General features: G+C 44.4%; 16 protein-coding genes. 5 read left to right on the forward strand and 11 right to left on the reverse strand.

The features are described from left to right. Positions 1-34: 34 nt before the first annotated feature. Positions 35-811 carry a deoxyribose-phosphate aldolase gene (deoC, locus tag L3V37_RS16920; RefSeq protein ID WP_005380133.1) on the reverse strand — a complete coding sequence of 259 codons (777 nt, stop codon included), beginning with the start codon at positions 809-811 and terminating at the stop codon, positions 35-37. 90 nt (positions 812-901) lie between these two features. On the opposite strand from deoC, the gene L3V37_RS24200 reads away from it, so the two are divergent. After that, complete coding sequence (locus L3V37_RS24200) at positions 902-1,036, forward strand: hypothetical protein (RefSeq protein ID WP_005391675.1); 135 nt, start codon at positions 902-904, stop codon at positions 1,034-1,036. Positions 1,037-1,394: 358 nt separating this feature from the next. Here L3V37_RS24200 and L3V37_RS16925 read toward each other — a convergent pair whose 3' ends face one another. The 6 genes from L3V37_RS16925 to L3V37_RS16950 all read right to left on the reverse strand — a co-directional run bounded on the left by L3V37_RS16925 (position 1,395) and on the right by L3V37_RS16950 (position 6,676). Continuing rightward, entirely contained in the window at positions 1,395-2,678 is a 1,284-nt protein-coding gene (locus L3V37_RS16925; protein WP_005380131.1) for a NupC/NupG family nucleoside CNT transporter, read from the reverse strand. Between the two features lie 204 nt (positions 2,679-2,882). Continuing rightward, positions 2,883-3,656, reverse strand: coding sequence for a TatD family hydrolase (locus L3V37_RS16930; RefSeq protein WP_237306645.1), 774 nt, complete (start codon positions 3,654-3,656; stop codon positions 2,883-2,885). Continuing rightward, positions 3,643-3,840 carry a DUF5363 family protein gene (locus L3V37_RS16935; protein ID WP_033905572.1) on the reverse strand — a complete coding sequence of 66 codons (198 nt, stop codon included), beginning with the start codon at positions 3,838-3,840 and terminating at the stop codon, positions 3,643-3,645. Before L3V37_RS16935 ends, L3V37_RS16930 begins: the two co-directional genes overlap by 14 nt. 94 nt (positions 3,841-3,934) lie before the next feature. After that, entirely contained in the window at positions 3,935-5,524 is a 1,590-nt protein-coding gene (prfC, locus tag L3V37_RS16940; protein WP_005380123.1) for a peptide chain release factor 3, read from the reverse strand. 285 nt (positions 5,525-5,809) lie between these two features. Next, positions 5,810-6,265, reverse strand: a complete 456-nt coding sequence (gene rimI / locus L3V37_RS16945) for a ribosomal protein S18-alanine N-acetyltransferase (RefSeq protein ID WP_206954571.1) — start codon at positions 6,263-6,265, stop codon at positions 5,810-5,812. 12 nt (positions 6,266-6,277) lie between these two features. Continuing rightward, a complete protein-coding gene (locus L3V37_RS16950; RefSeq protein WP_053306748.1) occupies positions 6,278-6,676 on the reverse strand; it encodes a DNA polymerase III subunit psi in 399 nt (132 codons plus the stop codon). Between the two features lie 159 nt (positions 6,677-6,835). On the opposite strand from L3V37_RS16950, the gene L3V37_RS16955 reads away from it, so the two are divergent. Next, the gene (locus L3V37_RS16955) at positions 6,836-7,282 is read left to right on the forward strand and encodes a hypothetical protein (RefSeq protein ID WP_031781040.1); all 447 of its coding nucleotides are present in this window, start codon (positions 6,836-6,838) and stop codon (positions 7,280-7,282) included. Positions 7,283-7,344: 62 nt separating this feature from the next. Here L3V37_RS16955 and L3V37_RS16960 read toward each other — a convergent pair whose 3' ends face one another. Next, entirely contained in the window at positions 7,345-7,848 is a 504-nt protein-coding gene (locus L3V37_RS16960; protein WP_017820425.1) for a GNAT family N-acetyltransferase, read from the reverse strand. Then, positions 7,832-8,359, reverse strand: a complete 528-nt coding sequence (locus tag L3V37_RS16965; protein ID WP_005394645.1) for an SCP2 domain-containing protein — start codon at positions 8,357-8,359, stop codon at positions 7,832-7,834. The genes L3V37_RS16960 and L3V37_RS16965 overlap by 17 nt, the downstream gene beginning before the upstream one ends. A gap of 363 nt (positions 8,360-8,722) precedes the next feature. Here L3V37_RS16965 and L3V37_RS16970 point away from each other — a divergent pair, with 363 nt between their 5' ends. The 3 genes from L3V37_RS16970 (at position 8,723) to L3V37_RS16980 (ending at position 12,808) form a co-directional block, all read left to right on the forward strand. Then, on the forward strand, positions 8,723-10,762 hold the full coding sequence (locus L3V37_RS16970; protein WP_005380112.1) for a bifunctional diguanylate cyclase/phosphodiesterase: 2,040 nt from the start codon (positions 8,723-8,725) through the stop codon (positions 10,760-10,762). A gap of 133 nt (positions 10,763-10,895) precedes the next feature. Then, positions 10,896-11,909: a peptidase U32 family protein gene (locus tag L3V37_RS16975; protein WP_237306646.1), complete on the forward strand. Its 1,014-nt coding sequence runs from the start codon at positions 10,896-10,898 to the stop codon at positions 11,907-11,909. 20 nt (positions 11,910-11,929) lie between these two features. Continuing rightward, positions 11,930-12,808 (forward strand): U32 family peptidase, encoded by an 879-nt coding sequence (locus L3V37_RS16980; protein WP_237306650.1) that lies wholly within the window; start codon positions 11,930-11,932, stop codon positions 12,806-12,808. A 53-nt stretch (positions 12,809-12,861) separates the two neighbouring features. Here L3V37_RS16980 and L3V37_RS16985 read toward each other — a convergent pair whose 3' ends face one another. Further along, positions 12,862-14,208, reverse strand: a complete 1,347-nt coding sequence (locus L3V37_RS16985; RefSeq protein WP_237306647.1) for an MATE family efflux transporter — start codon at positions 14,206-14,208, stop codon at positions 12,862-12,864. Positions 14,209-14,332: 124 nt separating this feature from the next. Next, positions 14,333-14,755, reverse strand: a complete 423-nt coding sequence (locus L3V37_RS16990; RefSeq protein WP_005380103.1) for a MarR family winged helix-turn-helix transcriptional regulator — start codon at positions 14,753-14,755, stop codon at positions 14,333-14,335. Between the last annotated feature and the right edge of the window lie 233 nt (positions 14,756-14,988).

The raw sequence follows: 14,988 nt of genomic DNA on the forward strand, positions 1-14,988 counted from the left end.
GTTTAGGTGCTACCGTTCAGACGTATTATTGGAATTAGTACGCTGTTGGATCAGCGACGTCGTCCGATACTTCTAATGTATTTAGTAGGTTGGTTAGCAGGCTAGACGCACCAAAACGGTAGTGACGAGCATCAACCCAGTTGTCACCTAGGATTTCGTCAGCCATTGCTAGGTATGCAGCTGCGTCTTCAGCAGTGCGCACACCACCTGCTGGCTTGAAACCAACAGTTTCTGCAACACCCATGTCGCGAATCACTTCAAGCATCATGCGTGCATATTCTGGTGTTGCGTTTACTGGCACTTTACCAGTTGAAGTTTTAATGAAGTCAGCACCTGCTTCAATACAGATTTGAGATGCTTTCTTGATTAGTGCTTCTTCTTTTAGTTCACCCGTTTCGATGATCACTTTAAGAAGAATATCACCACAAGCCTCTTTACATTGCTTAACTAGTTCGAAGCCTACTTTCTCATCACCCGCCATTAGCGCGCGGTAAGGGAAAACTACGTCAACTTCGTCTGCACCGTAAGCAACCGCCGCTTTTGTTTCAGCAACTGCGATTTCAATGTCGTCGTTACCATGTGGGAAGTTCGTTACTGTTGCAATACGAACCTCTGGCGTACCTTGCTCACGAAGTGTCTTCTTAGCAATAGGAATAAAGCGAGGGTAAATACAAATTGCAGCTGTGTTGCCTACTGCTGTTTTCGCGTCATGACATAGTGAGATCACTTTTGCATCAGTGTCATCGTCATTCAACGTAGTTAGGTCCATAAGTTTAAGTGCACGTAGCGCTGCTGCTTTTAAATCGCTCATTTCTATCTCCGATCAATATTCAAAAAATTCACTACTCAGCCTTACATCACGTCTTTAACTATAATCAACAAGTCGAGACAATGTGAGTAAATGGCTAAACAGTCTATTAATGAACGGACTTGGTTCCCTGAAGACTCGGCATATACAGCGAAAATTTATCATATGCCAATTGCTATCCTTGTCACCGCACAGTACCAGTTTGGCCTATGGCACAACAATCTATGATTGCGGTGTCTTTAATATCACATCAAACAATAAAACGCTTGTGAGATTTGATATTGCAGGGCAATTCATTTGCCCATCGAGTATGTAGTATTCACTCTGTGATTAAGTGGTCATCATAACCACGAATTCGTGATTACTACATTATAGAGTTTCACCGCAAAACTGTAGCACCAAATAGAGCGCAAACGGTTTGTATCTCAAAATTTCCCAGCCCCTATTCCACCGACTGCGTAAGCTACTCACGTAGACCTACGTGCGGTTAATTTTTTAGGCCCGAAAAACGAAAAATGCCCCGCAGCAATCTCTTGCTACAGGGCATGATTTAAAACGGCGTCTATATATTAAGAACCGATTCTAATTAAAGTGCTGCAAGGCTTAAGCAGAAGCCTGCAATTGTCGCTGCCATAAGGTTAGACAACGTACCTGCAAGAACTGCTTTAACACCCATGCGAGCGATGTCACTACGACGGTTTGGTGCAAGGCTACCTAGACCACCAAGTAGAATCGCGATAGAAGAAAGGTTCGCGAAACCACATAGTGCGAATGAGATGATAGCTGTTGTCTTCTCAGACATTACTTCACCAGTTGCCGCGATTACTTGAGCGTTTTCACCTAGGTATGGTGTGAAGTTCAAGTAAGCAACGAATTCGTTCACTACGATTTTCTGACCGATGAATGAACCAGCTGTTACAGCTTCTGCCCATGGAACACCGATTAGGAATGCTAGTGGAGAGAACGCGTAACCTAGGATTAGCTCTAGTGTTAGTTCTGGCATGCCGAACCAACCACCGATGCCACCTAGCATACCGTTGATTAGCGCGATTAGACCAACGAATGCGATTAGCATTGCACCTACGTTAAGCGCAAGTTGTAGACCAGAAGCCGCACCGCCCGCAGCTGCGTCGATTACGTTAACTGGTTTGTCGTCACCGCCGTCCATCGCTTCTTCGATACTTTCGTGAGGCTGGTCAGTCTCTGGGTGAAGGATTTTAGCGAACAGTAGACCACCTGGTGCTGCCATGAATGATGCCGCAACTAGGTACTCTAGTGGAACACCCATAGATGCGTAACCAGCTAGTACACCACCAGCAACAGAAGCTAGACCACCACACATTACCGCAAATAGCTCTGATTGAGTCATTTTTGGAACGAATGGGCGAACAACTAGAGGTGCCTCAGTTTGACCTACGAAAATGTTAGCTGCTGCTGACATTGATTCCGCACGCGAAGTGCCTAGCGCTTTTTGTAGTGCGCCACCAAGAATCTTGATAACCCATTGCATAACGCCAATGTAGTAAAGAACTGAAATCAGTGCAGAGAAGAAGATCAGTGTAGGAAGAACACGGAATGCGAAGATGAAACCGCCGCCGCCGAATACTTCGAACATCTTGTCAGAAACAAGACCACCGAACAGGAATGATGAACCATCGTTACCGTAGTTGATAACGTTAGAAACACCTGAAGAGAAACCGTTTAGTAGATCACGGCCCCAAGGTACATACAGAACAAATGCACCTAATGCGAATTGGATAGCGAATGCGCCACCCACAGTTCTAAAGTTGATAGCTTTTCGGTTGTTAGAAAATGCTACTGCAATCGCAAGAAGCACTACCATACCGATTAGGCTCATAAACAGGCTCATAGTTTATGACTTCCTTATAAGTTATTTATTGGCGTGTTACAAAATGGAGCTATAAAGCGGGGGCAATTATACTCATGCAGAATCAATTAAAGTAATGCCAGCCTCACACTTTCCTATAAGATTCATGATTGATTCAACCAGCTTTGTGAGTTAATTCACAATAAGCAGGAAAACGTTTTCGATTTCAAACCACATCTTTAGATTTTATTCACATATCGAGAAAGCAAAATTGCTATTTTTCCACAGTTGAGAGGCAATCGATTGCTTTCGGCCGTTATGCAACTCTACGAGTTCATTAAAGACGTGAATGAGTTTGGCTGGGTGATTTGACTCCCCTTGATACCCAAGTATAGGCATATCTGGTGCGTCTGTTTCGATTACTAGGTTTTCGAGTGGTAATTTTTGAATTGCGTCGCGTGTTTTCTTGGCTCTTGGGTAGGTAATCGTTCCTCCTACACCGATAAAAAAACCTAATTTGACCCACTCCATGGCTTGCTGATAACTCCCAGAAAAAGCGTGTAGCACACCACCTCTAGGGAGATTCGCCACTTTCACCATTTGAATGAGGCGATTGTGCGCTTTTCGGCTATGTAAAATAACTGGGAGCTCGAAGCGTCTAGCCAGCTCAAATTGAATTTCAAGTGTCTTTTCTTGCAACTGTGGATCAACATCAATGGCAAAATCTAAACCACACTCTCCTATTGCCACGCACTGTGGCCCTTTTTGATTTAGATAGCCTTCTAGCTCTGTAAGGTGCTGCTCAACGTTATCTTCAAGAAAATACGGATGAAAGCCGAGCGCATAATATAAATTGGCATGTTGCTCTGCCAAAGTTTGAATACGAGCCCAGTTTTGCGGACCGACGGAAGGAATCAAAATTCTTGCGACGCCTTGCGTTTGAGCAAGCTCAAGTTGATGCGCAAAGTCATCTTGAAACACATCAAAATCAAAGTGGCAGTGCGTATCAAAGAGCTTCATCTTGACGTTTTTTATCTGTATCTGCGGGCAGAAAATCAGAAGATCGTTGGGCTTCACTCTTCTCTTCAGTTTGGTGGGCAGGGTCTTTTCGATATGGGACGCAACTGCGTTTCTGATCGGGGGTTAACCCCATTTCTTTACACCAATTGTCGTAACGCTTTAGCCCACGTTTAAACCAGTTCATATCTTATCCTTATATAAAAACGCCCTTGGCTAAGTTTATAGCCAAGGGCGTTTTAAAATCTAGTTTGCGTTACGGCTTACCCTAACCGCGCAAATTAGTGCTCACGTGTCGCACGGAAATCAACGTCAGGAAAACGCTCTTTCGCTAAGTTTAAGTTAACCATTGTTGGAGCGATATACGTTAGGTTATCACCACCATCCAATGCTAAGTTCGCTTGATTCTTGCGTTGGAACTCATCCAGTTTCTTCGCATCACCACACTCAACCCAACGCGCAGTTGCAACGTTAATGCCTTCATAAATCGCTTCAACGTTATACTCAGACTTCAAACGAGCCACAACAACATCAAACTGAAGTACACCAACGGCACCAACGATCAGATCGTTGTTCTGTAGAGGACGGAATACCTGTACCGCACCTTCTTCTGATAGCTGAACCAAACCTTTGAGAAGCTGCTTCTGCTTTAGTGGATCTTTCAGGCGAATACGACGGAATAGTTCCGGAGCGAAGTTCGGAATACCAGAGAACTTCAGTGATTCACCTTGCGTAAAGGTATCACCAATCTGAATAGTGCCGTGGTTGTGTAGACCAATGATGTCTCCGGCGTAAGCGTGTTCTGCACGTGCACGGTCACCAGCCATAAAGGTTACTGCATCAGAGATACTCACTTGCTTGCCAAGACGAACGTGGTTCATCTTCATACCTTGCGTGTAAGTACCCGATACAATACGCATGAATGCGATACGGTCGCGGTGTTTTGGGTCCATATTCGCTTGGATCTTAAATACGAAACCAGAGAACTTCTCTTCAGTCGCTTCAACTTCACGTTCAACCGCTTGACGAGTTTTCGGCGCTGGAGCCCATTCAGTTAGACCGTCTAGCATATGATCCACACCAAAGTTACCTAATGCAGTACCGAAGTAAACTGGCGTCAGGTCACCTGTTAGGAACATTTCCAAATCAAACTCAGGGCAAGCACCCATAACAAGCTCAAGCTCTTCTCGAACACTTTCCGCAAGGCCTGCACCAACTTTTTCATCAAGCTCTGGGTTATCGAGACCTTTGATGATTCGAACTTCTTGAATCTCATGACCGTGACCTGATTCGTATAAAATCGTTTCATCACGGTGAATGTGGTACACACCTTTAAATTCTTTACCACAGCCGATTGGCCATGTAATTGGCGCACACATCATGCCCAACTCGTTTTCTACCTCGTCCAATACTTCCATTGGATCACGAACGTCACGGTCAAGTTTGTTCATGAAGGTTACGATTGGCGTGTCACGCAGACGCGTTACTTCCATCAGCTTACGTGTACGATCCTCGACACCTTTCGCCGCATCGATAACCATCAAACACGAGTCTACTGCCGTTAGCGTACGGTATGTATCTTCCGAGAAGTCTTCGTGTCCAGGCGTATCAAGTAGGTTTACCAGACAGTCATTGTAAGGGAACTGCATTACAGAAGTGGTTACCGAGATACCACGTTCTTTTTCCATTTCCATCCAGTCTGATTTTGCGTGCTGTGCGTTACCACGACCTTTAACCGTACCTGCTTTTTGGATCGCGTTTCCGAATAAAAGGACTTTTTCAGTAATGGTGGTTTTACCCGCATCCGGGTGAGAAATAATAGCGAACGTTCTGCGCTTAGACACTTCGCCTAAAAAAAGGGGATTTGACATTAGTTAATCTTCTAAATTACTTTCATGCTCACAAAACAGGCAAGCATATCTACTATTCGATATTGTGCGGTATTCTCGCTTATTATCGCTGTGCTAGCAAACTGGAAAGATATGAACTGAATTTACTCGGCTCACCAGCCTTTACCTGCAACTAACAAGGGAAAGCCAGCTCCACACAAAGAGATGTAAAAATTCAAAAAATTATTATTACATATTCAAAAGCCTCGAATCCGGATACGCATTTAAAGCATAAGTGTTGATGAGGTAATTAGTAACGGCCTAAAACTAACTCAAAAATAAGTAACTCATGATAATGGCGTCTTCCTTACCATTTCCCGATTTAGCTGGGTAATAGTTGTAACGACGGTCCACTTCATTAAAACCTGCTTGCTCATAAATATGGATAGCTGGGTGATTACTTTCACGTACTTCTAACCAAGCACTCTCTGCTTTGGCTTGTTCACAGTGTTCAATAAACGCGTCCAGCAATTTTTGCCCTAGCCCTCTGCCCTGTTGAGAAGGCGCTACTGCAATATTTAATAGTGTCACTTCTCCAACAATATTCTGTCCATAGAAGTAACCAACCACTTGAGAGCCTTCCAGCATCACATGATGGCAAGCACCGCGACTGGATAAGTCACGAACCAAAGATTCGGCCCAAGGGTGAGAATGTGCTTGCTGCTCGATTTGCAAAACTTGGTCGAGGTGCTCTGCACGCATCGGCGTAATTTCAATTGTCACGCATTAGCTCCGTTAAGAGTACGAACAGATTTGTTGCCACAATGCGCGGCGCTGTTCGTTATTACCATCAATATCTTGTAATAGTGGCGAGATCAGGTGCTTTGCCTTGATGCTTTTATCAGCCTCACAGCCTGCAAACCACACCCACTCTAGCTGATGTTCACCCAGCATGGATAAGCGCTCAGGCTCTAGGTGCAGCGCATCATCAAGCGTGAGCTTAATGCTTTTTAATACGCGCTCAAACATCAATGCCGTCTCGTTTTCTGGACATATTGGCGATACCAATAGGAGTTTACATGAACTTTGCAAATCCAATAATGGCGATTGATAGCCTTCCAGTCTTTCAGGGTGTACCAGCTCCCATGTGCTGATCCCCATTTCACGTAAATACTGTTTCTCGTTAATTGACATTTTCCGTCACCTATTTGAACGAGGGCAATCCTATCAAATTATCGCGATTATACCTAAAGGACTTCAAGGAACACCTGAACACAATGAGATGATTTGGATATTCCTTAACATAGCGTTTTGCCAACGGCCACACATTGGGTATGACATATAAGGTACATTATGAAATTCTTAAATACGCTACTACTTTGCACACTGGTAGCCGCCACCAGCATGAGTGTTTTTGCTAATAACAGCGATGAGTGGGAGCTGATTGCAACGAAAACCGTTAACTTTCATACAGAAACAGATACCGTGACACCAAATAGCCTATTCCGAAACCGAAGCTTCAGTAAAATAAAACTAAAATGTGTGCAAGGAACGGTAGACATTAATGGTTTAAAAGTCGTCATGACAGATGGTAGTGAGAAAAAGCTTTCCTCTATGGGCGTACTAACAAGCGGATTGTCGACTCGTGCCTGGAGCCTTCCAGGTACAAAAGAAGCCAAGCTAAAACAGATTGAAATGACTTACAGTAGCTGGGGAAGCACAAAACTCAGCCTGCTAGGGGTAAGTAAAAAAGCGAAAATAGAGGTCTGGGGCAAAAAGAAAAGTAACCAGTCATCGTAACCTCCCTATCTCAGTTTTCAGTGAATAAGAAAGAAGCCCACTTAGTCGTGGGCTTCTTTCATTTACAGTTCAGAGAACTCTGGCGCATAGTCTATACGTCCGGAGCGTCCGGCACATTGACCTTCGACCAACTCTGCGATTCGAAATGCACCTTTAGGGACATCCCAAGCACATTCAAAGCCCATCTCGTCGCATGATTGAAAACCCTGGCGCGCGTAATAATCAGGATCGCCCAACACCACACACACTGGATAGCCAAAATCACGCAGTGAATCAAAACCTTCTTTGATCAACTCTGCAGCGATGCCTTGGCGACGGTAATCTTCATGAACAGCTAATGGCGCTAGCCCTTGCCATGACAAATCTTCACCATTTAAGGTCACAGGGCTAAATAAAGCATGGCCTATCACCTCTCCCTCATCTGTACACGCAACTAAGGAAAGCGTGAATTTGCTGTTTTCGCGCAAACGCATCACAAGCTCAGCTTCAGCTTCCGTCGGGAAGGCGTGTTTCAATAAGCGGTCAATGGTAAGAATGTCCGCTGGGGCTTCAGTTCGAATAAGCATTCGCTACTCCGGTTGGTTGTGCAGGCGCTTGAACTCCTTTCTGAACAAAATCAGCCAATTGATTCAAAGCGACTTGCATTGCTTTCGGTAACTGCTCTAAGTCGACACTGTCCATTAAGTTTTTCACTTCTAAGCCAAGCTCAGTATCACCTTCAATTGAAAGGCGACGTTGGAAGAACAGTGTGTCAGGGTCTTCTTTACGACCAGCAATCAGTACTAGGTCGTTTAGATTACCACTAAAACTCACATCTTCCTGAACTGGTTTTTCAGCTACCACCAATTTTTCGTCTTGATAGCTGATGTACCATGCTAAGTTCAAGTCTTTAATCGCAACTTTTAACCACTTGTCTTCAAGGAACTCAAAGTCACCATCTTCCAAGGCTTCTTTAAACACCATTTTTAGCCCTTCCAGCAACGCTTTTTGCTGAATTGGCTGTGGTAATAACTGGACTGGAGAACGCAAAATATTAGCTGCGTTCTTTACAAGTTGACTGCGAATCTTGTTTAACACGTTCATTATCCGTTACTTTGTCATTAGGTTGCTTATATTAAGCAATCGTGGCGATGAGATTACTGTTATGTATCAATAAAGTGCTTATTTTAGATTGGTGGTTTATTGCTCACTAACGCTTCTTTTTTTGAACTTACGTGTATTATTGATGCGAACAGGTGGATAAACACTTTTACAACCGTATTTTCAAAGTTATAGTTATCTGAGCGTATCCATGTGATTGTCGACTGCACAGCTAAAACCGCGAGCCCTTTAATGGCAGGTAACACTTTAGCTTGGTGGTAGACCGCCGCAGGCTTATCAGGGTGTCGCTTTTTATACACGGACGAATAATCTGGCTCATTGGAGATCGGTAATACCCTAATGCCTTCCCAGCAATTAAAACATTGGTTTGCCACGCTAACCTCAAATAGCCCTTTCTTCTTTGCCATTCTTGATAAAAAACACAATTATCGAATGGTAAGTGACCGTTACTGCGATATCGCAGGTTTAAGTCATGAGGAAATCGTCGGCTTAAACGATTGCCAAGTGCTGGGTGAGCAGTTTTATAAGAAGCTTGCACCATACTATCAGCGCGCGTTCAAAGGGGCACATGTCGAAGCCGAAATCACGCTCGATGAAACCGACCTTGAAACCAGCCTTCACTTTAGTCTTTCGCCAGTTTTTGAAGGTAACGACATTCGCTTTGTTGTTTTTCACGCTGTCGATACTTCAGAAAAGCAGATACTCGTTCGCTCCTTAGAAGAGTCCGAAAGTAAGTTTGCGAAGTTAACACAACTGCTACCAGACGGCTTACTGCTTATCGAAGATGATATTGTCATCTCTGCGAACCCCGCATCAGCGCGCCTTCTCGGACTTAACTCCCCTCATGAATTGTTGGGCGAAGAGCTAAGTCGTTTATTCATCGATGAAAACAGTAAAAAGGTATTTAGTCATCGATTGAGTACATTAATTTCTGACAAACCTTTTGTCTGCTTAACCAGCGCAAGATGCGGCTTTGAACGGAAAGTTCAGCTACACGCGGATTCCACGGCGATATTAGGTAGCGAATCTCAAATTATCCTAATCCAAGATGCTGATGATGCGCCCAAAAACCTGTCTTCTGCATCGAATGAAGACATACACATTGACTCGCTCACCAAACTCTACAACCGCTTTGGCTTCACCAAACGTTTGGAACAGCTGATCAAAAAGCAAACACCGCTTCTGGTGTTCTATTTGGATATCGATAACTTCAAAAACATTAATGACTCACTTGGTCATCATATTGGCGATAAAGTGATTCAAGAGGTATCGGCCCGTCTTAAACGGTTACTGCCAAACCAAGCGATTATTGGTCATTTGGGTGGCGATGAGTTTGGCGTCATTCTACCGGAGCCAGAAAATACCCGCATGGCTGAAATTTTGTCCGATCGCATTATCTCGTTGATCAACCAGCCTTTCGATTTACACCACTTCAGCAAACGCCTTGCCTGTTCAATTGGTAGCGTTCGATACCCTGAAGACGGACAAGATGCGCGAATCCTACTACAAAATGCCGATACTGCGATGTATGAAGCCAAAGATCGTGGTAGAAATCGTCTGATCAAATTTAACGATCAAATGAACAAAGAAGCGCGTATGCGTTTGTGGCTTGAAATCGAACTGCAAAAAGCATTGCAGCAGAACGGTTTGGAAGTGTGGTATCAACCTAAGGTTAACGCGCGAGACTTCAGTATCAACGGCGCAGAAGCGCTCGTTCGTTGGAAGCATCCAGTCGAAGGGTACATTAGTCCTGGCTCATTCATTCCTGTCGCCGAGCGCGCTGGGTTAATCGAACACCTTGGACGTGTCGTGATGCGTGATGTTTTCAATACGGTAAAACGTTGGAAGCAACAAGGCATACTGCCAGGCCGTGTCGCCATCAACCTCTCTCCCGAGCAATTTGGCAACCCACAGCTGATCGACTTTATGGAAAAGTTGCTTCGCACTACCGAGCTTGATCCAAGCTGCATTACCTTCGAGCTAACCGAAAGTGCCGTGATGAGTGATAGCGAACATACACTGCAAATGTTGAATGCGATTAAAAAGCTTGGCTTCGCTCTCTCTATCGATGACTTTGGTACCGGCTACTCTTCTCTTTCCTACTTAGCGCGTTTTCCTATTGACGAGCTAAAAATCGACCGCGCTTTTATTAATGATATCGACACACTACCGAAACAAGTCACTGTGATTGAAAACATCATTAATTTGGGTAAGTCGCTCGACTTAACTGTCGTTGCCGAGGGGGTGGAAACCCACCAGCAAGCGACCCTGCTCTCTAACCTTCAATGTAATGCGATTCAAGGATTCCATTTTTATCGCCCGCAGCCAAAACATGAAATTGAAGAGCTGTTTGTACAGAATCGTCGTCACAAGAACTAACCCCGACCCGATACCCTTACTCGCAAGGGGTAAATATCGACTTTATTGAGCTAAACCTAACTTAGGTCAATTTCGCTATTCATAATTCTTCATAAAATGCGGACACCTTTTTATTCTCAATGATTGTGAGCATATGGAACTCTTGTGTCCCGCAGGTAACCTGCCTGCGTTAAAAACTGCGATTGATTGCGGTGCCGATGCCGTCTACATTGGTTTCAAAGATGATACCAACGCCCGTCACTTTGCTGGCCTCAACTTTAACGGCAAAAAGTTAGAAAAAGCGGTGCAATACGTTCATGACCGCAATAAAAAAATTCATGTCGCGTTGAATACCTTCGCTCATCCCAATGGCTTCGAGCGCTGGACGAACGCAGTAGACAATGCAGCGGCACTGGGTGTAGACGCGCTGATTGTTGCAGACATTGCAGTGCTGGAGTACGCGGTTCGCAAATATCCCGATCTGGAACTACACCTTTCAGTGCAAGCATCAGCGACCAACGTCGCAGCCATTGATTTTTACAAACAAAACTTCAACGTAAAACGGGTAGTACTACCTCGCGTTTTATCGATTCATCAGGTCAAACAACTTTCGCGCAACATCACTAACGATGTCGAGTTAGAAGTCTTTGCTTTTGGTAGCCTTTGCATCATGTCTGAAGGTCGCTGCTACCTATCGTCATACATGACAGGTGAGTCTCCAAACACTGTGGGAGCATGCTCTCCAGCTAAGTACGTTCGCTGGCAAGAAACAGAAAATGGTCTGGAATCCCGCCTTAACGACATTTTGATCGATCGCTACAGCACCGGTGAAAATGCGGGCTACCCTACCTTGTGTAAAGGTCGTTTCGAAGCAGAAATCGAAGGCGAGAAAAAACGCTACCACGCACTGGAAGAACCAACCAGTTTGAACACCCTCTCTATGCTGCCAGAACTATTTGCTGCAAATGTGGCGTCTGTAAAAATTGAAGGTCGCCAACGTAGCCCTGCTTACGTAGAACAAGTCACTCGAACATGGCGAGCCGCGATTGACCGTTACCAAGCAAACCCAGAAGCTTACCAAGTCGAAGCGGCTTGGGATGCCGCATTGGCAAACGTATCTGAAGGTACGCAGACCACACTTGGTGCTTATCACCGCAAATGGCAGTAGAGGTTAAGATGGATAATTCAATGAAATACGCGCTTGGTCCGCTGTTGTACTTCTGGCCAAAACAAGACATCGAAGCGTTTTATGAACAAGCGAAATCAAGCTCCTCGGACATCATCTATCTTGGGGAAACCGTATGTTCAAAACGTCGAGAAATGAAGCCTTCGCATTGGCTTGAAATCGCAAAAGAGCTGTCTGCATCTGGCAAGCAAGTGGTGCTATCAACGATGGCACTACTAGAAGCTCCGAGTGAAGTAAACATAATGAAGAAGTACATCGACAACGGTGACTTCGCGATTGAAGCAAATGACGTATCTGCTGTTCAGTTAGCATCAGAGCATAAAGTGCCTTTCGTCGTTGGCCCTGCAATCAATACTTATAACGCACACACGCTCAACTTATTTTTGAAGCAAGGTATGATGCGTTGGTGCATGCCTGTCGAGCTATCTCGCGAATGGTTAAACGATACTTTAATTCAGTGTGACGAGCTTGGTATTCGTAACAAGTTTGAAGTTGAGGTATTTAGCCACGGTTATTTGCCTTTAGCGTATTCCGCCCGCTGTTTCACAGCCCGAGCTGAAAACCGAGCGAAAGACGATTGCGAAACCTGCTGTATCAAATACCCTACGGGTATCCAGGTCAGCAGCCAAGAAGGGCAAGAAGTCTTTAACCTTAACGGCATTCAAACACAATCAGGGTATTGTTATAACCTGATCAATGACTTACCAAGCATGCAAGGGCTGGTTGATGTGGTCCGCTTAAGCCCTCTCGGTGTGAGTACACTTTCTGAGTTAGAGCATTTTCGCTCAAACGAATACGGCGACAACCCTGAAAAGCTCGAAAGCCGCCAATGCAATGGCTATTGGCATCAGCTAGCTGGCTTAGAAGTAAAAAACATTTAGCTCCCCAAAAAAGAAAAGCGAGGCCCAACCTCGCTTTTCTCTATCAGCCATTGTTAACAGGCTTGCACTGTTGGTTCGACAGAACTCTCATTAAGCAGCTTTTTCACATCTCGCCACAACATACTGATCACGACCAAACTCAATGCAATGTTAGACAATGGGAAAGCTAACCAAATACCTGTCACGCCGAAAAGTTTCGGCATAATGAATAAGAATGGTAACTGGACCAGCATGTTGCCTAGTGTTACAAACATAGCTTTGCTGCCTTTGTTTACTGATTGATAGTACGCGGCCGCCACAACTAAAAAACCATCTAAGAACAACGCAAACATGTGTAAACGAATCCCGATCACCGTGCTATCAATCAACTGTTGGTCTGCATTATTAAACACCGAAACCAGTTCGTACGGGAAAAGGTTCATCAAAACAACGAACGCCACCCCGCCAAGCACAGATGTCCCCATCGCGACCTTTAATAACTTTCTAATGTTATCCTGATTACGTGCACCGTGGTTGAAGCTCACTAAAGGCTGCATACCATTCGCAATTCCTTCGGCTATCAGATAGTAAACCGTCACGATGTACCCCAAAATCGCGTACGCTCCGATCAACATTGCACTTCCGTATTGAGCAAATAACGCGTTGTGCAGTGCCACCATCACAGAGCCGTAGGCGTACATAAAGAAACTTGATGTACCTATCATGATAATCTTTGGTGCAGCATCAACCTGAACTTTGAAGTCGCTGATACGAAGGCGTAATGTTGCTTTTGAAGTAAAGAAGTAACCAATACCGAGCACAGTGACCACTAATTGTGCAAGTGCAGTGGCAATAGCGGCTCCGGTTAACTCCCACTCCAACCAAGCAATAAATACGTAGTCTAATACAATGTTAATAACGGCACCGATGACCATCAAAATCGTTGCTAAGTTCGGGCTGTCGTCATTGCGTAACAGAAACGGAACCGCGATAGAACCCAACGTGAATACGCACGCGACAATCAGAATATGCAAATATTGCAGCGCAAGTTCAAACACTCGCCCTTCCGCACCTTGCCAGCGAATAAATTCATCCGAAAACAAGAACAATATTGTAGCAACGACCGGCATCAATGCCGCTAACAACGTCAATCCGGTCGTTAGGATCCGCTTAGCGCCTTCATGATCGTTCTCTCCTTGCTTGATCGAAGTCAGTGCACCAGTCCCCACCCCAATCATCATTCCTATACCGAGGATCGAACCGATAATAGGCCACGCAACATTGATCCCAGCTAATCCGTCAGCGCCAACATAACGGCCAATAAAAATGCCATCAACTATTTGATACAAACCGTTCACGAGCATTGCTGCGACGGTTGGAATCGTATATTTCCAAAACTGTCTATAAATTGAGTTTTGCATGACTGTCACCAGTAGTTAGCAAAGCTAACCATTTAATTAGCAAGGCTAACTAAATGATTAAATTAAATAAAAGAAAGATGAAACAACAAAAACTAAACCATACAGCTGAGGCCTTTGCTTTAGTTTAAAATGACTTATTACTCAATGCTTTATTCAATAAAGCTTGTAACTGTTCAGCTTCTTGCTGATTTAATTGTTGCATCATTTGGTCAGAGATATCTTTGTACACTACCTGCTCCAAAGACATTTTTTCTGCGACTTCTTCCGTAAGCAACACACGCTTAGCACGAGCATCCTCATTACATGCGATGCGTTTCACCAAACCCTTTTTTTCCAAACGCACAACCATTGTCGATGCGGAAGGCTTAGTCACTTGCAGCTCTTCTGCAAGATCGGTTATTCGCACACCCTCAGGGTAAACCTGAATCACACGTAAATAATCGAACTCATTAAAGCTTAGATGTGATAATGGATCTTCTTTGGCATAGACACGCCAAGCTTTGGCGCAAAAACGCTCTAAATCAATCAAGCTTTCTTCTAATGCCATAAAAGCCACCACCACTTAGTTAGCAAGACTAACTATTTTAAATGAGTCACTCATCAAGTTCAATCATAAAAAAAGCCGCTCTCATCGAGCGGCTCTAAATCATTCAATTGTACTGTCCTAAATAAGGTTGACACTTTCCACCCCCAAAATTGGAGAGTGTTATGAAATCAACAACTAAAAGAACTCAGCGCGATTACTCCCTCGCTTTTAAACTCACTGTAGTTGATGAGGTT

It is taken from the genome of Vibrio sp. D54, from assembly GCF_021728075.1.
In the GTDB taxonomy this organism is placed as follows: domain Bacteria; phylum Pseudomonadota; class Gammaproteobacteria; order Enterobacterales; family Vibrionaceae; genus Vibrio; species Vibrio alginolyticus.